A 22,018-nucleotide genomic window follows, 5' to 3' on the forward strand; every position below is an offset into this window, starting at 1 on the left:
TGCTGCAGACGATCTCCGACGCGTACTCCGCGAAGATGGTGGGCCAGGAGCGCCTGCGCACCAGCCTGCTCGTGGCGCTCATCGCCGGCGGCCACATCCTCCTGGAGAGCGTGCCCGGCCTCGCCAAGACCACCGCCGCCAGCACGCTCGCCGACACCGTGAAGGCGAAGTTCAAGCGCATCCAGTGCACGCCCGACCTCCTGCCGAGCGACATCACGGGCAACCAGATCTACGACGCCGCGACGGGCAGCTTCCGGACGGTGCTCGGCCCCGTGCACGCGAACTTCGTGCTGCTCGACGAGATCAACCGCTCCAGCGCCAAGACCCAGAGCGCCATGCTCGAGGCGATGCAGGAGCACCAGACCACCATCGGCGGCGAGATCCACCCGCTGCCGAAGCCGTTCCTCGTGATCGCGACGCAGAACCCCATCGAGCAGGAGGGCACCTACGAGCTGCCCGAGGCGCAGATGGACCGGTTCCTCCTCAAGGAGATCGTCGAGTACCCGAGCCCGGCGGAGGAGTTCGAGATCCTCAGCCGCATCGACTCGGGAGTGCTCGACCCCGACCGGCACGTGCACAGCGCCGTCACGCTGGATGACGTGCACCTGCTGCAGGACGTCGCGAGCCGCATCTACGTCGACCCCGCGATCCGCAACTACATCGTGTCGATCGCGTATGTGACCCGGAACCCCGCGCCGTACATCGGGGAGGAGCGCGCCCGCTTCATCAAGTACGGCGCGAGCCCTCGGGCCAGCATCGCCTTCCTCCAGGCCTCCCGCGCCCTCGCCCTCCTCAGCGGCCGGACCCACGTCCTTCCCGAGGACATCCGCGCCCTGCGCCACCTCGTGCTGCGGCACCGCGTGCTGCTGACGTTCGAGGCCGACGCCGAGGGCATCCGCAGCGAGGAGATCATCGACCAGATCTTCGCCGCCGTGCCCACCCCCTGACCCGCCGACACGTCCAGGGATTCCGCGCCCGATGCCCAGCCTCATCACGCAGGTGAAGAGCAAGCTCTTCATCCACTCGAACCGCAAGTCGCTGCACGCGCTCGACGGCGCCTACGCGTCGTTGCTGCACGGGCGGAGCCTCGACTTCGAGGACCTGCGCAAGTACGAGTACGGCGACCAGGTGCGCGACATCGACTGGCGCGCGACCGCCCGCCTGGGCACACCGTTGGTCAAGCGGTCGCGGGCCACGCGCATGCATACGGTGATGTTCGTCGTCGACACGGGACGCTCGATGACCGCTCTCGCCGCGGACGAGCGCTCGAAGAAGGACCTGGCCATCCTGGCGACGGGAGCCCTCGGGGTGCTGACACTCCGGCACGGCGACGACTTCACGGTCGTCTACGGCGACGCCTCCCGCGTCCGCCGGCTGGCGCCGGGGCGCAGCGAGGGCGCCCTCGAACACGCGCTGCGGACGATCGACCGCGCGGTCGACGACGCGGCCGCCCCCAGCGATCGCGACGCCCTGCTGTCCTTCGTCACGCGGACGATCGCGCGGCGGATGATCGTCGTCGTGCTCACCGACGAGGCCCCGGTCACCACGGAGACCGAGCGCCTGCTGCGCCGCCTGCGCGTGCAGCACGACGTGCTCTGGCTCACCCTGCGCGACGCCGAACCGGTGCTCGACCACCGTTCCGCCCGGCTGCGCGCCGACGTCGACAGCCTCTGGGAGGTCCCCGATTTCATCCAGGGCGACCGCACGATCGTGAACGAGCTCGGTGCGCAGCGGGCGGCCGACGCCGCCCGGCTCGCCGACCTGCTCACGCGGATGGAGATCAGCCACGCCGCGCTCGACGGTCAGGACGACGCCGTTCCCCAGCTGCTGCACCTGCTGAACCGGAGGTCCGATGCCCGGTTCTGACGAGCTCTACCCGCCCGCCCAGTACGGGTGGGGATGGATGCTGCTCGCGCTCGGCATCCTGGCCCTGCTGATCGTCGGCACGTGGCTGCTGTTCCGGCTCACGCGCCCCCGCACCGCCGCCTCCGGAGCGGCCGCGGATGCGGGTCAGCCGTCCACGCTCGACGTGCTGTCCGCCCTGCGCTCGGAGTACCTCGACCGCATCGACCGCGTCGAGCACGACTACCGGGACCGCCGTCTCTCCGCGCGGCAGGCCAACCTGGAGCTGAGCCGCGTCGTGCGCACGTTCGTCAACGAGTACAGCGGCCTGGAAGCACCGGTGCTCGCCCTCGACGACCTCGTCTCCCGCGGCGTGCACCCAGCGCTCATCGACGCGATGGGCCGCCACTACTATCCGAGCATCTTCCGGCAGGGACCCGCCATCGATCCGGTCGCCGGCGCCGAAGCCGCCAGGACGGTGGTGCGCGCGTGGCACTAGCGAACGTCTGGATGCTGGTCCTCGCCGCGGCGGTCGTCGTCGCCGCGGTGGCGATCGGTCTCGCGGTCGGCCTGCGCCGTCACCGGGACCGGCGCGCGGCGGACACCGCTCGCGTGGCCAGGGCGGAGCGGCTGCGAGCGCTGCCGTCCTTCCGCCAGGCGCTGTCCCGTCGCGCCGTCGCCCTGACGGGTCTGCTCGCCCTCGGTGCGGGGGCCGCGCTGGTCGCCGGCGTCGTGGCCGCGCGTCCGATGTCCGCCCAGACGATCCAACCCGTCGACACGAGCCGCGACATCATGCTCTGCCTGGACGTGTCGGGGTCGATGTCGGAGGTCGACGTCGAGGTGCTCTCCGTGTTCGACGAGCTGCTCGACGGCTTCGAGGGCGAGCGCATCGGCCTGACGATCTTCAACAGCTCTCCCGTGCAGATCTTCCCCCTCACCGACGACTACGACTTCATCCGCGAGCACCTCGCGAGCATGATGTCGAGCTTCGACTACGTGGACGAGATCCCGGAGCACTGGCTGGGCACGCTCAACGGCGACGGCGCCTCCCTCATCGGCGACGGACTCGCGGCCTGCACCATGGGCTTCGATCACCCGGACGACGACCGATCCCGGTCGGTGATCTTCGCGACGGACAACGAGATCAACGGCGCCTCGATCGTGACGCTCGACGAGGCCGCGGCGTATGCGGCCTCCCAGGACGTGCGGGTGTTCGCGATCAACCCGGTCGAGGGCAAGGACGCCGACGTCAGCGCCGACCTGGCCGCCGCCGCCGAGGCCACGGGAGGCGCCGCCTACGGGCTCCGCGACACGACCACGGTCGGGGACATCATCGACGAGGTCCAGAAGCAGGAGGCCACGGCGCTGCGCGGCGAGGCGCAGGTGGTCTGGACGGACACCCCGAACCTGTGGATCGCCGTCCTGTCGGTCCTCGCGCTCGGCTTCGTCGTGCTGGTGTGGAGGGTGCGCCTGTGATCTTCCAGCCCGTGCTCCCCGTGTTCCTCATCCTGCTGCTGAGCGCCGGCGTCGCCGGCGTGGCGGTCTGGATGCTCGTGCGTGCTCCGCGGGCCGGGGGCGAGGTCGTGACCGACCGACGCGCTCTCGCCGTGCATCGGTCCCTCTGGGCGCTGCGCCTCATGATGGTGCTCGCCTGCGCCGTGATGCTGCTGCGGCCGGGGCTACCCGGAGGCTCCACGCAGACCCTGGCGACCGACACCGACATCGTGCTCGTCGTCGACACCACCGCGAGCATCGTGGCCGAGGACTGGGACGACGGCTCCCCCCGGATCGACGGTGTGCGCGCCGACGTGCGCGCGCTCGTGGAGGAGTACCCCGGCGCCCGCTTCGCCCTCCTCACCTCGGATGCGGCAGCCCAGCTGCGGATCCCGCTGACCACCGACACCACCGCCCTGCTCGGCTCACTCGACGTGCTGCGCCCCGAGGTCACGAGCCAGTCGCGTGGCAGCTCGATCGGCGTGGCCGCTCCGCTGCTGAGCGAGACCCTCGCCGCCGCGGCGGAGTCGTCGCCGGACCGTTCGCGCATGGTCTTCTACTTCGGCGACGGCGAGCAGACCACGGGGTCCGCCCCGGAGTCCTTCGCCGACAGCGCGCGCTACACCGACGCCGGAGCCGTCTTCGGATACGGGACGGCGGAGGGCGGGCCCATGCGCGTGACGACGGGGGGCCTCGATCAGAGTGACTCCGAGTACATCCAGTACCAGGGTGCGGACGCGCTGTCCGTCATCGACGAGGGCAACCTCGAGACGATCGCCGGGCAGCTCGGCGTCGAGTACGAGCGCCGGGAGGCGGATGTCGCCCCGTCGCTCCCCGCCGCACCGTCGAGCACCACGGCCTACGCGGACGCCGGCGAGGTGGGCACCGTGATCGAGTTGTACTGGGTCGCCGCGCTGGTCGTCCTCGCCGCGCTCGGCGTGGAGCTCACGCGCGCGACGATCCTGGTCGCCCGGCTCCGCGGGCTGCGCGCTCCCCGCTCGGCACGGCCCGCTCCACTCGACACCCCCTGACAGGCCCCGAGACCCCGGGCATCCGTGCGGGTACGGCGTGTACTCCGCGTCCGGTGATGGTATTGTGTTACCCGCCGGAGGCTTCTGTGCCTTCGACGGGGGTTCGTCGGAACGAACCGCCGCGGTCTGAGCATCTCTGGGGGAGCTCTCGCGGTCGATCGTCCGACGATGACGTGCCGACGTGGGGTCGGCCATCGAATGACTGGGGAACACACATGGGGAACAGTGCTGTCTGGAAGCGCACACGCACGGGCGTGGCCGGGCTGATCGTGGGGGTGATGGTCACCGCGGGGCTGGTCGCCCTCGGCGGCGGTGCCGCCGCGGCGGCCGACGATCCGGGCGGACTGCCTCCGCTGCTGCAGCGGGATGAGAACGTCGTCACATCCGATCCGATCCCGACCGTGCAGATCGACAACGGGTACGTCTGGGCCCAGACGACGATCGGCTCGACCGTGTACGCGGTCGGCAAGTTCGACAACGCCCGCGAGCCGAAGGCCCCTCCCGGGACCGCACTGACGGCGCGCTCGAACGTCCTCGCCTACAACATCGACACCGGTGCGCTGCTGCCGTTCGCCCCGCAGGTGAACGGCGTGATCAAGGCCGTCGCCGCCTCGCCAGACGGCACCCGCATCTACATCGGCGGCTCGTTCAACAAGGTGAACGGCAAGGACCGCTGGAACATCGCCGCGATCGACGCGAAGACCGGCGAGCTCGTCCCGGGCTTCGTGCCTTCCATCGGCGGATCCGGCGTCTACGCGCTGGCGACGTCGGGCACGACGGTCTACGCGGGCGGCCTGTTCACCCAGGCCAACGGCTCGCCGCGGAAGAACCTGGCCGCCTTCGACACCACCAACGGCGCCCTCCGTCCGTGGGCCCCGCAGACCGACCTCCAGGTCGATGCCATGGTCATGGACCCTGCCGGCGCGGACACGATCGTGGGCGGACGCTTCTCCCAGGTCAACGGCAACACCGAGATGCGCGGCAGCGCCTCCGTCGACAAGACCACGGGCGCCCTCAACACCGAGTGGGAGCTTGCGAAGACGGTCAAGAACGGCGCCGGCTCCGGCATCTACGCCGGCAAGGCCGGGACGTTCGGTCTCGCCACCGACGCGACCGGCGTGTACGGCACAGGCTGGGGCTTCGCCAACGCGGCGACGGGCAGCCTCGAGGGCACCTTCGCCGCCGAGGCCGGCACCGGTAAGGTGCGCTGGATCGCGGATTGCCTCGGCGACCATTACGGCGTCTACTCCACGGGAAAGGTCGTCTACACGACCAGCCACACGCATTCATGCGAAACTCTGGGACTCCACCCGGAGCAGGCTCCGCGCGTACACCGCTATTCCGAGGCATACACGGCGGATGCTCGCGGAACGCTGGCACCCGCGCCGACCGCGCCCAGTCGCAAGGACTGGGGCGGCACGCCCGCCCCGTCGCCGTACGCCTGGTCACCCGATTGGGCGGTCGGGACCACCACAGGACTCGGTCAGGCCGGGTTGTCGATCACCGGCACCGGCAACATGATCTCCATCGGCGGCGAGTTCCGCTCCGTCAACAACGGACAGTTCGAAGGACTCGTCCGCTTCTCGACCACCCCTCCAGAGGGCCCGAAGGACGGACCGCGCCTCTCCGGCGACAAGTGGGTGCCGACCGCGACTTCGCTCACCCCCGGGCGCGTGAAGGTCACCATTCCCGCCAACTGGGACCGTGACGATCTCACGCTCACATACGAGTTGCGCCGCGCCGACTCGACCACCCCGTTGTTCACCACCAAGGTGGACTCCACGTGGTGGAACCTGCCCGCAGTCAGCTTCGAGGACACGACGGCTCCGGTCGGCGCACAGCAGCAGTACACCTTCACCGCCACGGACAGCAACGGCCACACGGTTTCGAGCAAGACGACGACCGCCACGGCGGCCGCGTCCACACCTGCGTACTCCAACGCCGTGCTCGCTGACGGCCCCCAGTTGTACTACCCGTTGGGAACCGTCGCGCAGGATGTGGCAGGTACGAACAGCCCGCTCATCCGCTCAGGAGCGACGCCTCGGTCATCAGGCGTGCCGAAGGGCGTGGCCGGGGCGACAGCCCTCGACGGGACGGAGACCGGACGAGTCGACACGACCACGAAGGCCGCGGCGCCAGCATCGTTCTCGGCCGAGATGTGGTTCCAGACCTCGACGACCGCGGGCGGCGTGTTGTTCGACTTCGAGAGCTCGGCCGTTGGCTTCTTCTCGAAGAACTACGACCGAACCGTCTACATGTCAGACAATGGCCGCCTGAACTTCGGGGTATACAACGACGGCACCAAAGTGCTCACGACCGCGACGGCATACAACGACAACCGCTGGCATCATGTCGTCGCGTCGGTGAGCCCCGAGGGAATGAAGCTCTTCATCGACGGAAAGCTCGACGGCCAGCTCCCTACCGTCACCAAAGCGCAGGACTTCAACGGGTACTGGAAGATTGGCGGTGGCAGGCTGAAGGGTTGGGCGAATGAGCCGACCAAGACGCTTGCCGCCCCTGCCAACCTTGCCGGCGATGCCCACCTGGTCGGCAATGTCGATGAGTTCGCGGTCTACCCGTATGGCCTGACCGCGGGACAGGTCAAGACCCACTACAGCGTCGGGAATGGCTCCACAGCCCCCGTCGCCGCTTATACGGCCGCGGCAAGCGGCCTCACCGCGACCTTCGACGCGAGCACGTCCGTGCCGCCCGGCTCCGCCACGATCTCGGACTACCGCTGGGACTTCGGCGACGGGTCCACGGGCACCGGCAAGACGCCGTCGCACACGTACGCGAAGCCCGGCACGTACGCGGTCACGCTCACGATCACCGACAGCCAGAGCCTCATGGGATCGGTCACGAAACCGGTCGTCGTCCAGGGCGCCAACGCGCTGCCCACGGCCTCGTTCACGCTCTCGGCCTCGGGGCTGACGGTGTCGACCGACGCGTCGGCATCGACGGACGCCGACGGCAGCGTCCGCAGCTACCGCTGGGACTGGGGCGACGGCACGACCGGCGAAGGCGCGTCGGCGACGCACACCTACGCGACCGCCGGCACGCGGACGGTCACCCCCACCGTGACGGACGACGTCGGGGGCTCGGCGACGACCACCCGGGAAGCCGTGGTGGCGGAGCCCGCGCCGCTCGCGAGCGACGAGTTCGAGCGCACGGCGGGTCCCGGCTGGGGCGAAGCCCTCGCCGGCGGCGCCTGGAAGATCACCGGCGGATCCGCCGCCGCGGCCAGCGTCGCCGACGGCTCGGGGCAGCTGAAGCTGGCCGCGGGAGACACCCGCCACGCGACGCTGAACGCCCCGTCGGTGCCGAACCCGGCGCTGGAGACGACCTTCCGCGTGGATCAGCCGTCGAGCACGGGAGGCTCCTACATCGGGGTCATCGCCCGGGACTCGTCCGCCGGTCGGTATCTCGTGCGCGCCTGGCTCCGCTCCGACGGCACGGTCTGGCTCGTGGCGCACCGCGACGGCACCGTCCTCGCGACCCGGGCACTGAACGGCGTCACGGTCACCCCGGGCACCACCTACACGCTCAAGGCGGCCGTGACGGGGGCGGACAAGGCCTCCCTCGTCGCGAAGCTCTGGGCGACCGATGCCGCGGAGCCCGCCGACTGGCAGCTGCGGGCGACCGACGCCGCCCCGCTTCCGGCGGGTGGCGTGGGTCTCAGCGGCAGCCGCTCTGCGAGCGCCACCGCACCGCTCGGCGTGTCCTTCGACACGTTCCGCGTCAGGGCGGCGGAGTAACCGGACCGCTCACGCACGGACGCCGGCCTCGATCGCCTCGGGGCCGGCGTCCGTCGTCTGGAGCCTCCCGTCCACTGGCCGCGGATAGGATGTTCAGACGCCGACGACAGGGGAGGAGGTGCGTCGTGATGCCTGCCCGGGACGAGGCCGCCACAGACCTCCTCCGCTCGAACCGCCGTCGCCGGCTCATCCGCCGCTGGGTCGCGATCGGGACGATCCCGCTCACCCTCGCCGCGCTGCTCTTCGTCGGCAAGCTGCTCAGCATGTACGCGTTCGCCCATCAGGCCATCACCGCCTACGTCGTCGACGACTTCGCGGGTTCCGAGTCCTCGGCGCGAGGACAGGACGTCCTGAACTGGTTCGAGCCGTTCAAGGCGCCGTACAACATCGGCACCGCACTGGCCGGGGCCGATGAACTCCCCGCCTCCCGCGCAGAACTGGAGCGTGCCCTGGATCTCGCCACCGGGCTCGAGGTCTGCCCGGTCCGGATCAACCTCGCCCTCGTGGTCGAGCGGATGGGCGACGCCGCCAGGGCCGAGGGCGACGGTGCCGGGGCGACCGCCCTCTACGGCGAGGCGCTGACGATCACGGTCGAGACCCCGGAGGAGTGCCACAGCGAGGAGGCGCAGCAGCAGTCTCCCGATCCCGAGCGCGACATGACGGACACTCTCGACAGCACCGAGGACCGCCTCAAGCAGAAGCAGCAGGAACAGGAGCAGCAACAGCAGCCGCAGGAGCCGCAGGACGAGCAGGAGGAGCCGCAGCCGTCGGAGGACAAGCTGCAGGATCTCCAGGACAAGCTCGAGCAGGGGACGCAGGAACGCGATCAGCAGCAGGGCGATGAGCCCGGCGGCACCGGGGCGGACAAGCCATGGTGAGCGATCACGAGCGACAGCGCGCCCGGTATGTGGGCGGCACCGAGGGCGCCCCGCCGGTCCCGCCGCCCGGGGGCTATCGCGGCGCCCGGCGGCAGCAGCAGGTAGGTCCCACGCCGCCCGCCCTCTCCCCGCTGCCGCCCGAGGAGAAGACGCCCTCGGCGAACGCCCTGGGCTGGATCGCGCTGGTCGCCGCGATCCTCTTCGTCCTGATCCTGTTCGGCACGCTCGTGGTCGGCGGCACCGACCTGCTGTACGGCGTGACGATGATCACGCTGCAGCTCGTGGTGCTCGCCGTCATCGTGGCCGCGCTCTTCACCCCGGGAGGACGGCGGCTCGGGATCATCGCGCTCGTCCTCACCATCCTGTTCAACGTCGCGACCGTCGGGGCGCTCAGCGCACTGCGCACCTCGGCGTCCGGCAACTACGAAGGCGTGAAGACCGCGGAGCAGCGGCATGCGGAGGCCTACCCCGGGATCAAGGGCACGGCCCCGCAGGAAGCGCTCACCCAGCAGTCCATGGAGGAGGTGCGCGCCGAGGCCGAGGCTCTCTTCGCCGACATCCGCGAGCGGCTCAGCGCCGACTTCGGGTTCACCTGGGTCCAGGTCGGCGAGGAGGACGTGCGACCGGAGCGGAACGGGTACGGGGGTGAGTCGATGCTGTCGGAGTACACCTCGGCGGCCTGGGCGACCGAGCAGCCCGTGCAGGGCTACGCGCGCAAGCTCGAGGTGATGGCTGCGATCGACGAGGTGGTGGCCGCGCACGGCCTGTGGAACCTGTACTCCTTCAACGACCCGGCGAACTCCGGAATCGACCCGTCCATGATCGCCAAGCTCTACGGCAGTGACGACCCGCGCACGCAGACGACGTGGGAGTACTACACGGAGAACTACCCCGACCCGCTGCGCTTCTACGCGAACATCTATGACCTGTCGAACGATGCCGACGGCGGCTTCCGCACCTCGCGGGAGGCGCAGAGTGCGCGCACCGGCGAGCCGGTCGAGGGGCTCCAGCTCGTGGTCATCGCCGGCAAGGTGCTGAGCGAGGCCGACCGCGCGGAGTTCGAGGAGCGGCTGCAGGACTATCCCGGCTTCGAGTGACCACCCGCCCGGTGCGAGGATGACGGGATGAGGCAGGGAGCGGTCGGCGCGGTGCGGCTCGTCGAGCGCGGCGAACGCCGTCTGGTCGAGAAGCGCCTCGCCGATCCGGCACGGCACGACAACGAGCTGCGGGCCCTCCGCGGACTCGGCGGCTCCGGGCTCCCGGTACCCGAGGTGGTCGAGGAGCGGCCGGGGGCGATCCTCATGACGGCGCTCCCCGGCACCCGCCTCGACGACGCCGCCGCCGACGCCCGGATTGCGGGTCTCCGTTCGTCGGCACCGTTGCTCCGCGCCCTGCATCGGCTCGACCCGCCGGACGACCTCCTTCCGGCGCCCGACGACGCCATGATCATCGAGCGGTATCGCGCCGCCGGTGCGCCTCGTCTCCGACTGCGCGTCCCGCCGTCGTCCGGGGCCGTCTTCTGCCACGGCGACTGGACCGACGGCAACCTGCTCGCGCAGCACGGCCGCATCTCCGGGATCGTCGACTGGGAGGCGTCCCACCGTGGCGATCCGCTGCGGGAGCTGGCGCGAGCCGCGTGGGGAGCCGCCCGGAAGGATCCGCGGTCGGAGCGGGCGCTCATCGACGGCTACGGCGCCGATCCCGCCCGGGTCCGCGCGTGGTACCCGGTGCACGCCGCGGAGCTGTGGCTGTGGTTCGCGGCGGCCGGCCCTCCCGCGTACCTCGCTGCGCTCACCGCCGACCTGGAGCGGTGGTCGGACTGACGCTCACCGGGTGATTCCGGTCGGACGCCCTCGATGATCCGACGCGCCGTGGCTACACTGGCGGCACAGGGGGAGGGAGCGTCCGCATGATCCACGAACTCGACGAGCAGCAGTCCTACGAGTTGCTGGCGACCACCACGGTGGGCCGCATCGGATTCGTCGACGAGGGCCTGGTGCAGATCCATCCGGTGAACTTCGTCGTCTCGGGGCACGAGCTGCTCCTGCGCACATCTCCGGACGGCCACCTGGCGACCCTCTCCCGCGAGTCGGCCGAGGTGTCGTTCGAGGTCGACTACCACGATCCGATCGGCGGCCTGGGCTGGAGCGTGCTGATGCACGGTGTCCTGTCGCAGGTACCCGAGGAGGATGCGGCCGGAGCGGCGGCGCGCGTGCATCCGTGGGCCGGAGACGACCGCGACCTCCCGCTGTCGTTCCGCATCGAGCGCATCACCGGGCGCAGCGTCCGCCGCGACGCCCGCACGGGCGGCGTCTGAGCCGCCGAGCGCGCGTTCCGCTCAGGACGCGAAGGCGAGACCGGCGGCGAGCGCGAATCCGAGGACTGTCGCCAGCCCCGTGGACTCCTTCGCCTTCGACTGCGCCTCCGGGACCATCGAGTCCACCAGCATGACGAGCAGGGCGCCCGCGGCGAAACCGCTCGCCCCCGAACGGAAGACCTCGCCGGTCACGCTGGCCAGCGCGAAGCCGGCGACCGTCGCCAGCGCGCACACCACGGCGACGCCGGCCCACAGCAGCAGCACTCTGGACCGTCGCATGCCGCCGTCGAGCAGGTCGGCGGCGGAGCCGATGGACTCCGGGAGGTTCGAGACGAGGATGGCGACGACGAGCGCGATGCTCACCGGCTCCCCCGAGGCGAGACCGATGCCGAGGACGAGCTGCTCCGGGATCCCGTCGAGGAGGGCGCCCACCGCGAGCTGGCCTCCCCCGGCCTCGCCCTTCTTCCTCGCGGCCCTGGCGTCGAGGATGCGGGCGGCGATGTAGTAGCTGAGGGCTCCGAGGGCGACGCCGGTGACGAGCGGGATCGGACCACCCCGGTCGAGCCCCTCCTCCCACAGCTCGAAGGCGATGGAGGCCATCAGCGCTCCGGCGCCGAAACCCAGCACGATGCCCAGCCACCGCGGCGGCCAGCTGCGCAGCATCGCGAGCACCGCGCCGACGAACAGCGGAGCCGCCGCGACGGCTCCCCACAGAATCGCTCCACCCATGTCCGACCTCCCGTGCGCCCACTCTCTCACTTCCCGCAGCCGACACTCGTGCCGCCCACCCGAATGGTATTCTCTCGGCATGAAGGCAACCATGGACAAGGCAGGACGAATCGTGATCCCCGCCGCACTCCGCGAGCGTGTCGGATTGGTTCCCGGGCCGGTGGACCTCGTCGTCGACGGCAACGGCATCCGGATCGAGATCGAGGCCCCCGACAACCTCGTCGAGAAAGACGGCCGCCTCGTCGTCCGCTCTTCCGGCACCACCCTCACACCTGATGACGTTCGCGAGCTCCGCCTTGCCGACCAGCGCTGACTTCGTCCTCGACACGAGTGCGGCGGTCGCTCTTCTCGTGGAAGACCACACGGCGCACGGCGCGGTGCAGACCTTCTGCGCCGGTGCGGCCCTCGGCCTCGCCGGACACGCCTCGGCAGAGACATACTCCGTCCTGACCCGCCTGCCGCCCCCCGATCGACTGACCCCCTCGGCCGCGGCGCTCGCCATCCGCACCGCCTTTCCCCGTTCGGTGTCACTCGCGGAGCACACCGCGCTCACCGCCGTCGATGTTCTCGCCGATGCGGGGATCTCCGGCGGGGCGGTCTATGACGGCCTCGTCGGCCTCGCCGCACGGGATGCCGGCGTCCCGCTCGTCACGTGCGATCGCCGCGCGCTGGGCACCTATGCGGCGCTCGGCGTCATGACGCGGCTCGTCTGAGGCGAGACGGGACGACACGCCGCCGCCGATAGACTGGGAGCCATGTCCAAGGTCCTCCAGTCCCTGCCCGTCGGCGAGCGCGTCGGCATCGCCTTCTCCGGAGGACTCGACACCTCCGTCGCCGTCGCCTGGATGCGCGACAAGGGCGCCGTCCCCTTCACCTACACGGGTGACCTCGGACAGTACGACGAGGACGACATCGCCTCGATCCCCGGGCGCGCGCTGGAGTACGGCGCCGAGGCCTCGCGCCTCATCGACTGCAAGACGGCGCTCGTCGAGGAGGGCTTCGTCGCGCTCTCCTGCGGCGCCTTCCACATCCGCTCCGGCGGCAAGACCTACTTCAACACCACGCCGCTGGGCCGCGCGGTCACCGGTACCCTGCTCGTGCGTGCGATGCGCGAGGACGGCGTCGACATCTGGGGCGACGGCTCGACCTACAAGGGCAACGACATCGAGCGGTTCTACCGCTACGGCCTGCTCGCCAACCCCCGCCTGCGCATCTACAAGCCCTGGCTCGACGCGGACTTCGTCACGGAGCTCGGCGGTCGCCAGGAGATGAGCGAATGGCTGGTTGCGCACGGCTTCCCGTACCGCGACTCGGCCGAGAAGGCGTACTCGACGGATGCGAACATCTGGGGCGCGACCCACGAGGCGAAGACGCTCGAGCACCTCGACGTGTCGCTGGAGACCGTCGACCCGATCATGGGCGTGAAGTTCTGGGACCCGTCCGTCGCCATCGAGACCGAGGACGTCTCGGTGACGTTCGAGGGCGGCCGTCCGGTCGCGATCAACGGCGTCGAGTTCAGCGACCCGGTGGCCCTGGTTCAGGAGGCGAACGCGATCGGCGGGCGCCACGGCCTCGGCATGAGCGACCAGATCGAGAACCGCATCATCGAGGCGAAGTCGCGCGGCATCTACGAGGCTCCGGCCATGGCGCTGCTCTTCATCGCGTACGAGCGCCTCGTCAACGGCATCCTCAACGAGGACACCCTCGCCACCTACCACGAGCAGGGTCGCCGCCTCGGCCGCCTCATGTACGAGGGCCGCTGGCTCGAGCCGCAGTCGCTCATGCTCCGCGAGTCCATCCAGCGCTGGGTCGGCTCGACGATCTCGGGCACCGTGACGATCCGCCTGCGCCGCGGCGACGACTGGACGATCCTCGACACCGTCTCGCCGAACCTGTCGTACGGGCCGGAGAAGCTGTCGATGGAGCGCGTCGGCGACGCCGCGTTCGGCCCGGTGGACCGGATCGGCCAGCTCACGATGCGCAACCTCGACATCGCCGACTCCCGCGCCCGCCTGGAGCAGTATGCGGGCCTCGGCCTCGTCGGCGGCGCGACGGGCGAGCTCGTCGGACGGGTGACCGCGGGCGAGTCGGCCGAGATCACCGAATCGGTGCACGGCTCGATCTCGGAGGCCGACGAGAATCTCGCGGACGCCGTCGACACCGCTTCCGAGCGCGCGGCCTTCGACTCCGGCACCGACTGAGCGCACGGGGCGCCGCGGCTCACCGGGCGCCCCTCCCTGGGGCCGCGATCAGGACGCGGCGGCGAGCGGACGCGTCGGTGCCACCGCGCGGTCGACGATCCCCGGCAGCACGTCATCGAACAGCGTCATGAGGGCGGCGCGCATCGCCGCGGCGTCTCGTCCCGGGAGCACGACGGCGATCCGTGCGACCGCGGCGCGCACATCCGTCCAGTCGAAGACACTTCCCGCGCGACGGGCGACGCACGCGAGAAGCGTGCCCAGGTTCCCGACCAGCTCGGCACGCTCCGTGTTGCCCTCGATCCGGGCGAAGGCCACGGCGAGAGCACGCAGGCCTCCGCCGAACGCGGCTCCGTCCCGCCACCGGACAGCCAGGGCCACATCGTCGACGAGCTCGTCCAGGTAGGCGAGGTCGTCGGCGTGGAGCACCGTCATCGTGCGCCGGACGGAGCCGATCCAGACGTCGCCGAACAAGGCCACCACGTCACGCGCCCGGTCTCCGTCGAGCGCGGTCACCCACCGCGTGCCATCGCGGCGCACCGCGACGAGCCCGACCGCGGCGAGGCGGTCGAGGGCGCGGAGCACCTCGGCCGGCCGGGCGTCGAGTGCGACAGCGAGGTCTCGCTCGTCCAGCCGTGTCCCCGGCGCGAGCGCCCCCGAGACGATCGCGTCCGTCAGCCTGTCCTGCAGACTGCGGTGCCGATCCCCTGCCACCGATGTCGCACTCCCCGCGCGCACATCATCCTTCTTCTCGATCATGGCGTCCCCCCGCCGTTCCCTGGACCGATCCCGCCGGAGTTCCGGTCCGGACCGGTCTCTCCGCTGAGATGCGCCGAAGCGCGACGCGTAACATAACACAGCGCGGCCCGGAGGAACCTCCGCGTCCTCCCGCACGGCCGGAACGCTGCGAGGTTGCTGAGTTATCTTGCACAGAGCTGTGCACGTTATTACCATGAAGGGATGACCACTCGCGCCCTTCGTCGCGACGCTGCGGAGAACCGCGCCGGCATCCTGTCCGCGGCTCGCAGCGCCCTTGCCACCGACCCGCACGCCTCCCTCGATGCGATCGCCCGCACCGCCGGCCTGTCCCGCCGCACCCTCTACGGGCACTTCGAGGATCGGGACGCCCTGATCCGCGAACTCGTCTCCACCGGCGCCCAGCGCTTCAACGCCATCGCCGCCTCGATCGACGACCCCGACGCCCGCCTCGCTCTCGCCCGACTGGCCGCCCGGCTCTGGGAGGAGGCGGGGCACATCCAGGTCGCCGCCGCGCTCGCCCTCGACGAGGCGCACGTCGAGCACACCGCCGCGGCCCTCGCGCCGTTGCGCCGGAGCGTCGCCGCCCTCGTACGACGGGGACAGGAGGACGGCAGCTTCCGCACGGACCTCGCCGCCCCGACGCTCGCCCGACTGATCGAGGAGATGGCGCGCACCGTCGTCTCCCGCACCGACGCGCAGAGCCGCGGCGCGGGAGGCGTCGCCGTCCGGACCGTGCTCAGCATCGCGGGGCTCTCCTGGCGCGAGGCCGACGAGCTGCTCTCCACTCACCAGGACATCACCGCCGAGGACCAGGAGGTCCGCGCATGAGGATCACGTTGCACGAGGTCAGCAAGGGCCGCGCCGGCCAGGCGCTTCCGTCCATGAGTCTCGAGTTCCACTCCGGCGCCGTCCGCTACGCCCTCGCGGAGACCGAGCAGCGGCCGACCGTGCTCGGCCTCATCGCGAGCGGGCGGATGCGTCCGGACACGGGCCGCGTCACGATCGATGCGGCGGCGAGCCCGAAGGAGCTGCGCCGCCGCATCGCGCTCGTGGACGCCCCGGACGTGAGCGACCCGCACCCGGACATCACCGTCGCCGGGGTGGTGGGCGAGGAGCTGATGTTCGCCGGACGCGGCGCGACCCCGCTCCACGCCCGGCGCTGGCTCGGCCGGGTGGGGTACCAGGAGCTCGCCTCCGTCCCCATCGGCTCGGTCGACCCGGCCGCGCGCGTGCGCATCCTGTGCGAGCTCGCGGTGCTCCGCGAGGGCGTCGAGGGCATCGTCCTCGTCGCCCCGGATCGTCACGGCGGCAGCCCGGACGGATGGTGGCGCATCGCGGCCGAGTTCGCGGACCGCGGGTACGCGATGCTCGTGATCGTCGGCGGTTCCGCCGCCGTCGCCCTCGAGCGGATGCACGAGTTCGATGCGATCAACGCGTCCGGACCGATCGAGCCCCTGGTGCTCGAACGTCCGGAACCCGCGGCGGACGCGCCGGAGGAGAGCGTGGCGGCGGACGAATCCGCGACCGACGATGACGCCCCAGACCAGGGCGAACCCACGACCGACGAGGAAGGAGAAGCGCGATGAAGGTTCCCGCCATGATCGCCGCCGAGCTCCGCCGCCTGACCGCGAGCCGGATGGGCATCCTCGCCCTCGTGGCCCTGATCTGCGTGCCGATCCTCTACGGCGGCCTCTACCTCTGGGCGAACCAGGATCCGTATGCGAAGTTCTCCGAGGTCCCCGTGGCCCTCGTGGTCGACGACGAGGGCGCTCCCGCCCCCACGACCGGTACCGAGCCGGCGACCGACGAGACCGTCAACTACGGCGAGGACGTGGCGGAGAACCTCATCGAGGGCAACGCCTTCGACTGGCAGCGCATGACCGAGGACGAGGCCGCCGACGCCCTGCGCCACGGCGTGGTCGACTTCACCGTGACGATCCCGGCCGACTTCTCCGCCGCCCTCACCTCCGCGGCGGGCGACGACCCGCACCATGCCCGGATCGAGCTGGAGACGAACGACGCGAACAACTACCTCGCCTCGTCGATGGGCTCGCAGGCCGTGGAGAAGATCCGCAGCTCCGTCGCCGAGATGGTCGGCAGCGAGGCCGCGGAGAGACTGCTGACCGGGCTCAGCGACGTGCGCGACAACCTGGTCTCCGCGACGGACGGCGCCACGCAGCTCGCCGACGGCGCGAGCACCGCGGCCTCCGGCAGCACGTCGCTCGCCGACGGCACAGCGCAGCTCGCCGAGGGCTCCGCGCAGCTCGCCTCCGGGGCGCAGACCCTCGCCGACGGCGCCCAGCAGGTGAGTGCCGGCAACCGCCAACTCGCCGACGTCGCCGACCGGGCCGGAGCCGCAGTGCAGGAGGCGACGAATGCGCTGCCGCAGGTGCGCGCGGACATCACCGACGTCCTCACCGAGCAGGGACTCGCGCCTGAGGAGATCGACGCGGTGCTCGCGCGCCTGGATCCTCTCGGCACCCGGATCGAGGAGGGCAACGCCCAGGTGCAGGACGCGGTCGGCAAGGTCGATCAGCTCGCCGCCGGTTCCGCCTCGCTGGCCGCGGGGGCGAGTGATCTCGCCGGCGGCGCCGGCACCCTCGCGACGGGCGCGGCCGCGGCGAACGCGGGCGCGGCCCAGCTCCGCGACGGTCTGCAGACCCTGTCCTCCGGGACCGCGGAGCTGCGGGACGGCCTCGCCGACGGCGTGCAGGCCATCCCCGCCTCCACCCCCGACCTGCGCTCACTGCAGGCCGACACGATCGCCGACCCGGTGAAGGTCTCCAGCGACAAGGTCGCCTCCGCCGAGGACTACGGCGCGGGCCTCGCCCCGTTCTTCGCCGCCCTCTCCGCGTGGATCGGCATCTATGCGCTGTTCCTCATCGTGAAGCCGATCTCCCGCCGCGCCGTCACGGCGCTGCACTCCCCGATCCGGATCACGCTCGCGGGCTGGCTGACGCCGGCGATGCTCGGCGCGGTGCAGATGCTCGGGCTGATGGGCATCCTGGCGCTGACACTCGGCTTCACGTTCGATCATCCGCTGGGCACCCTCGGGGTGATGATGTTCGCCTCGGCCACGTTCGCCGCGATCATCCTCGCCCTCAACGTCTGGCTCGGCTCCGTGGGGCAGTTCCTCGGGCTCGTCCTCATGGTGCTCCAGCTCGTCACCGCGGGCGGGACGTTCCCGTGGCAGACCCTGCCCGCTCCCCTCGCCGCACTGCATCACGTGCTGCCCCTCGGCTACGTCGTCGATGCCATGCGCCAGCTCATGTACGGCGGCGACTACGCCCGGGCCGGCTGGGATCTGGCGGTGCTGGGCGCCTGGCTGGCGGGGGCGCTGCTGCTGGCGATGATCGGGGTGACCCGCATGACGCATCGCCGCACGCTGCGGGATCTGCAGCCCAGCCTCATCGGCTGAGCCTCCCGCTCGCCGCGGTCCGTCCCGCGGCGAGCGCGGGACGGCTATGATGCGAGAGCGCGTACCCGTGAAACGCGTACTGGGGCTCGGTGGGACTGAGTCCCACCTGGCTACCCGAAAGAGTTCTCGACGATGATGACCGATTCGCCGGCGTCCGCCGTTCCCCCGCGCCCCTCCCTGGGTGCCCGCATCGGACGCATCGCGTTCCTCGTGGTCGCCGCCATCGTGATCGTGGCCGTCGCCGCCGCGTTCTTCGTGACGTGGACGATCCAGCGCTCCTTCCCGCAGACCTCCGGCACCACGACGCTCGACGGCCTGAAGGCGGAGGTCACCGTGCAGCGCGACGCCAGCGGGGTGCCCACGATCACCGCCGACTCCTCGGACGACCTCTTCTTCGCCGAGGGCTTCGTGCACGCGCAGGACCGGTTCTTCGAGATGGACTTCCGCCGCCACGTCACCTCCGGGCGGGTCGCCGAGCTGTTCGGCGCCTCCCAGGCCGGCACCGACGCGTTCCTGCGCACCCTGGGCTGGCGCACCACCGCCGAGGCCGAGGTGGAGGCGATGGACGATGTCACCCGCGGCTACTATGAGGCCTACGCGGCCGGCGTCAACGCCTACCTGTCCTCGCGTTCCGGCGCGGAGCTGTCGCTCGAGTACGCGGTCCTCGGACTGCAGAACCCCGACTACGAGCCGGAGCCGTGGGAGCCGGCGGACTCGGTGGCGTGGCTGAAGGCGATGGCCTGGGATCTCCGCACCAACGTCGAGGACGAGACCGAGCGCGCACTGCTCGCGGGGCAGCTCGCCGACGACCCGGACGCCGACGTGGAGGCCCTGCTCGGCACGCTCTACCCGGACTACCCCTTCGATCGGAACCCGGTGATCGTGCCCACCATCTCCACCGTCCCGCCGCTGGAGCCCGGCGCGGAGCCTGCGGCCTTCCCCACGCCTCAGGGCGACGGCGAGGCGCAGCAGGCGCTCACCACGGTGGAGTGGGAGGAGACGTCCTCCGTCATCGAGGCGGCGAGCCTGCTCGTCGGCGACGTCGACGAGGGCATCGGCTCCAACTCCTGGGTGGTCTCCGGCGACCTCACCGAGTCCGGGATGCCGCTGCTCGCCAACGACCCGCACCTCGGCGCCTCGCTCCCGTCGGTCTGGTACCAGGTGCAGCTCAAGTGCTCGACGGTGGACGAGGACTGCCCGTTCGACGTCGGCGGGTTCTCCTTCTCCGGACTGCCCGGCATCGTCATCGGTCACAACCAGCGCGTGGCGTGGGGCTTCACCAACCTCACCACCGATGTCACCGACCTGTACGTCGAGCGCATCGAGGGCGACTCCTACTGGCGCGACGGCGAGCTCGTGCCGCTGGAGGAGAGCACGGAGACCATCGAGGTCGCCGGCGGGGACGACATCGAGCTCACCATCCGCTCCACCGTGCACGGACCGATCATCTCCGGCCTCACGGACGACTTCACCGCGATCGCGGACGACCCGACGCCCGGGCTCACAGCGGAGGGCACCGTGCCCGATGCCCCCGGGTCTGACGATGCCGAGTACGCCGTGAGCCTGCGGTGGACGGCGCTCGACCCCGGCACCACCGCGACGGCGATCTTCGCGCTGTCGACCGCCCAGGACTTCGAGGACTTCCGCCGCGCGGCCTCCCTGTTCGACGTGCCGGCGCAGAACCTCATCTACGCCGACGTCGACGGCAACATCGGCTACCAGACCCCCGGCCGCCTACCGATCCGCGGGGCCGGCGACGGCTGGATGCCGCAGCCCGGATGGGACAGCAGTTACGACTGGACCGGGTACATCCCGTTCGAGGAGCTGCCGGTGTCCTACAACCCCCGCTCCGGATACATCGTCACGGCCAACAACGCCATCGTCACCGACGACTACGAGCACTTCCTCTCGCGGGACTGGGACCAGGGCTACCGCGCCGCCCGCATCGCCCACCTCATCGAACGCCGGGCCGCCGCCGGGCCACTGACGGCCGACGACATGCGCGAGATCCAGATGGACGGCGAGATGTGGATCGGCACGCAGCTCGCGGCCGCGATGGCCGACGTCGAGGTCGAGGGAGCGGGTCCGCAGCGCGCGGTCGAGCTGCTGCGCGGGTGGGACGGGCAGAACAGCGCGTCGTCCGCCGGGGCCGCGTACGCGAACGTGCTGTGGTCGAATCTCGTGCAGAACATCTTCGCCGAGCGCGAGCAGTCTCTCCCGATCGACGGCCAGGGCCGCCTGTTCACCGTCGTCGGCGCGATGCTGGAGGACCCCGACGACCCGCTGTGGAGCAACCCCGAGCTCGACGTCGACGGCCGGGACGAGATGCTCGCGCTGTCGGCCGAGGAGGCGTACGACGAGCTGTCCGGGATTCAGGGCACGGACGTGGCGCGATGGAACTGGGGCGACCTGCACGCCCTCACCCTCACGAGCGACACGTTCGGCTCCTCGGGCATCGCCCCCATCGAGGCCCTCTTCAACCGTGGGCCCTATCCGGTGGGCGGCGGGGCTTCCGTGGTCGATGCGACGGGGTGGCAGCTCGGCGTCTCGTACGCCACCACCACCGTCCCCTCCATGCGCATGGTCGTCGACCTCGCCGACTTCGACGGCTCGACCTGGATCCACCTGACCGGAGCCTCCGGTCACGCGTTCCACGCGCACTACGTCGATCAGACGAAGGACTGGTCGACGGGGGTCCAGCGTCACTGGGCGTTCACGCCGAAGGCCGTGAAGGCGGCCGCGGTCGACACCCTGACACTCACGCCCGCCGGCTGAGAGGCGGGTGGAGGGTGCTCGGCTAGCGTGGACAGGTGCCCACCAGCTACCTCGCCCCGAAGGGGACGCCGGCCACCCTCCTCGAGTTCGAGCACGGCGGTGCGACCCTGATCGCCGAGACCTTCGGCGACGGTCCGCCCACCTACCTGCTGCTGCACGGCATCGGCATGGGGCGCAGCGTCTACCTCGACCTCACCCAGCGGCTGCAGGGGCGGGTGATCGCGCTCGACCTCCCCGGCTTCGGCGAGGCCCCGGAGCCCACACGGACGCTGACGATGCAGCGGCACGCCGACCTGGTGGCCGCCTATCTCCGGCATGTCGGCGCGGATCCCGTCGTGGTGATCGGGCACTCCATGGGCAGTCAGATCGCGGCGGAACTCGCCGCCCGGCATCCGTCCCTCGTGGCCGGGGTCGTGCTAGCGGGCCCGACCGTCGACAAGGCCGAACGGAACATCGGCGCCCAGGCCCGCTACCTCCTCCAGGACCTCCTGGGCGAGCGCCCCCTCGTGATCTGGCGCGGTGCCCGCGAGTACCTCCGCGGCGGCCCGCACCTGATCCGCAAGATGCGGGCGACCATCGTGCATCAGCCGGAGAAGGCGTTCGTGCGTATCGCCTGCCCGGTGCTGGTGCTGCGCGGCGAGGACGACCCGCTGGCCCCGATGAGCTGGTGCCAGGACATCCTCGACGCCATCCCGGGGGCGGAGCTCGCCGTCATCCCGGACCACGGACACGGCACCCTCATCAGCGACTCCGAGCCCGCCGCCCGCCTCATCGAGGCCTTCGCCGCCCGCACCTAGCCCTTCGAATCGCTCACTGTGCGGC

General features: G+C 71.1%; 20 protein-coding genes. 18 read left to right on the forward strand and 2 right to left on the reverse strand.

Annotation, left to right across the window (positions count from 1 at the left end):
* The 10 genes from D8M34_RS15105 to D8M34_RS15150 form a co-directional block, all read left to right on the forward strand.
* Nucleotides 1-947: AAA family ATPase (locus tag D8M34_RS15105; RefSeq protein WP_148113062.1), on the forward strand; the 947-nt coding region annotated here is incomplete at its 5' end.
* A 31-nt stretch (nt 948-978) separates the two neighbouring features.
* The gene (locus D8M34_RS15110; protein WP_062637589.1) at nt 979-1,866 is read left to right on the forward strand and encodes a DUF58 domain-containing protein; all 888 of its coding nucleotides are present in this window, start codon (nt 979-981) and stop codon (nt 1,864-1,866) included.
* Nucleotides 1,853-2,341, forward strand: a complete 489-nt coding sequence (locus D8M34_RS15115; protein ID WP_062637591.1) for a hypothetical protein — start codon at nt 1,853-1,855, stop codon at nt 2,339-2,341. Before D8M34_RS15110 ends, D8M34_RS15115 begins: the two co-directional genes overlap by 14 nt.
* The gene (locus tag D8M34_RS15120) at nt 2,332-3,318 is read left to right on the forward strand and encodes a VWA domain-containing protein (RefSeq protein WP_238695675.1); all 987 of its coding nucleotides are present in this window, start codon (nt 2,332-2,334) and stop codon (nt 3,316-3,318) included. The genes D8M34_RS15115 and D8M34_RS15120 overlap by 10 nt, the downstream gene beginning before the upstream one ends.
* Nucleotides 3,315-4,367, forward strand: coding sequence for a VWA domain-containing protein (locus tag D8M34_RS15125; protein WP_126894393.1), 1,053 nt, complete (start codon nt 3,315-3,317; stop codon nt 4,365-4,367). Before D8M34_RS15120 ends, D8M34_RS15125 begins: the two co-directional genes overlap by 4 nt.
* Before the next feature lie 215 nt (nt 4,368-4,582).
* Nucleotides 4,583-8,122, forward strand: a complete 3,540-nt coding sequence (locus tag D8M34_RS15130) for a PKD domain-containing protein (protein WP_238695676.1) — start codon at nt 4,583-4,585, stop codon at nt 8,120-8,122.
* A gap of 128 nt (nt 8,123-8,250) precedes the next feature.
* Nucleotides 8,251-9,000: a hypothetical protein gene (locus tag D8M34_RS15135; RefSeq protein ID WP_126894406.1), complete on the forward strand. Its 750-nt coding sequence runs from the start codon at nt 8,251-8,253 to the stop codon at nt 8,998-9,000.
* Entirely contained in the window at nt 8,994-10,097 is a 1,104-nt protein-coding gene (locus D8M34_RS15140) for a DUF4064 domain-containing protein (protein WP_126894394.1), read from the forward strand. The genes D8M34_RS15135 and D8M34_RS15140 overlap by 7 nt, the downstream gene beginning before the upstream one ends.
* Before the next feature lie 27 nt (nt 10,098-10,124).
* Entirely contained in the window at nt 10,125-10,823 is a 699-nt protein-coding gene (locus D8M34_RS15145) for a phosphotransferase family protein (RefSeq protein WP_126894395.1), read from the forward strand.
* Between the two features lie 86 nt (nt 10,824-10,909).
* Nucleotides 10,910-11,317, forward strand: coding sequence for a pyridoxamine 5'-phosphate oxidase family protein (locus tag D8M34_RS15150; RefSeq protein ID WP_060922018.1), 408 nt, complete (start codon nt 10,910-10,912; stop codon nt 11,315-11,317).
* Nucleotides 11,318-11,338: 21 nt separating this feature from the next.
* On the opposite strand, the gene D8M34_RS15155 is transcribed toward D8M34_RS15150, so the two are convergent.
* A complete protein-coding gene (locus tag D8M34_RS15155; RefSeq protein WP_085604240.1) occupies nt 11,339-12,046 on the reverse strand; it encodes a ZIP family metal transporter in 708 nt (235 codons plus the stop codon).
* A gap of 79 nt (nt 12,047-12,125) precedes the next feature.
* Here D8M34_RS15155 and D8M34_RS15160 point away from each other — a divergent pair, with 79 nt between their 5' ends.
* Genes D8M34_RS15160 through argG form a run of 3 tightly spaced genes read left to right on the forward strand, consistent with a single transcriptional unit; the run spans nt 12,126 to nt 14,247 of the window.
* Nucleotides 12,126-12,359, forward strand: a complete 234-nt coding sequence (locus tag D8M34_RS15160) for an AbrB/MazE/SpoVT family DNA-binding domain-containing protein (protein WP_238695677.1) — start codon at nt 12,126-12,128, stop codon at nt 12,357-12,359.
* On the forward strand, nt 12,322-12,759 hold the full coding sequence (locus D8M34_RS15165) for a PIN domain-containing protein (RefSeq protein ID WP_238695678.1): 438 nt from the start codon (nt 12,322-12,324) through the stop codon (nt 12,757-12,759). The genes D8M34_RS15160 and D8M34_RS15165 overlap by 38 nt, the downstream gene beginning before the upstream one ends.
* A gap of 42 nt (nt 12,760-12,801) precedes the next feature.
* A complete protein-coding gene (argG, locus tag D8M34_RS15170; protein WP_025105204.1) occupies nt 12,802-14,247 on the forward strand; it encodes an argininosuccinate synthase in 1,446 nt (481 codons plus the stop codon).
* A gap of 48 nt (nt 14,248-14,295) precedes the next feature.
* Here argG and D8M34_RS15175 read toward each other — a convergent pair whose 3' ends face one another.
* Complete coding sequence (locus D8M34_RS15175) at nt 14,296-15,003, reverse strand: GntR family transcriptional regulator (RefSeq protein WP_161973076.1); 708 nt, start codon at nt 15,001-15,003, stop codon at nt 14,296-14,298.
* Between the two features lie 201 nt (nt 15,004-15,204).
* Between D8M34_RS15175 and D8M34_RS15180 the strand changes: the two genes are divergently transcribed.
* The 5 genes from D8M34_RS15180 (at nt 15,205) to D8M34_RS15200 (ending at nt 21,993) form a co-directional block, all read left to right on the forward strand.
* Nucleotides 15,205-15,831 carry a TetR/AcrR family transcriptional regulator gene (locus tag D8M34_RS15180; protein ID WP_126894397.1) on the forward strand — a complete coding sequence of 209 codons (627 nt, stop codon included), beginning with the start codon at nt 15,205-15,207 and terminating at the stop codon, nt 15,829-15,831.
* A complete protein-coding gene (locus tag D8M34_RS15185; RefSeq protein WP_194088849.1) occupies nt 15,828-16,589 on the forward strand; it encodes a hypothetical protein in 762 nt (253 codons plus the stop codon). Before D8M34_RS15180 ends, D8M34_RS15185 begins: the two co-directional genes overlap by 4 nt.
* Nucleotides 16,586-18,421 (forward strand): YhgE/Pip family protein, encoded by a 1,836-nt coding sequence (locus tag D8M34_RS15190; RefSeq protein WP_126894398.1) that lies wholly within the window; start codon nt 16,586-16,588, stop codon nt 18,419-18,421. Before D8M34_RS15185 ends, D8M34_RS15190 begins: the two co-directional genes overlap by 4 nt.
* A 132-nt stretch (nt 18,422-18,553) precedes the next feature.
* Nucleotides 18,554-21,196, forward strand: a complete 2,643-nt coding sequence (locus tag D8M34_RS15195; protein WP_126894399.1) for a penicillin acylase family protein — start codon at nt 18,554-18,556, stop codon at nt 21,194-21,196.
* A gap of 35 nt (nt 21,197-21,231) precedes the next feature.
* Nucleotides 21,232-21,993 carry an alpha/beta fold hydrolase gene (locus D8M34_RS15200; protein ID WP_126894400.1) on the forward strand — a complete coding sequence of 254 codons (762 nt, stop codon included), beginning with the start codon at nt 21,232-21,234 and terminating at the stop codon, nt 21,991-21,993.
* The last annotated feature ends 25 nt before the right edge of the window (nt 21,994-22,018 follow it).

This window comes from Microbacterium sp. HSID17254, from assembly GCF_003989315.1.
GTDB lineage: Bacteria > Actinomycetota > Actinomycetes > Actinomycetales > Microbacteriaceae > Microbacterium.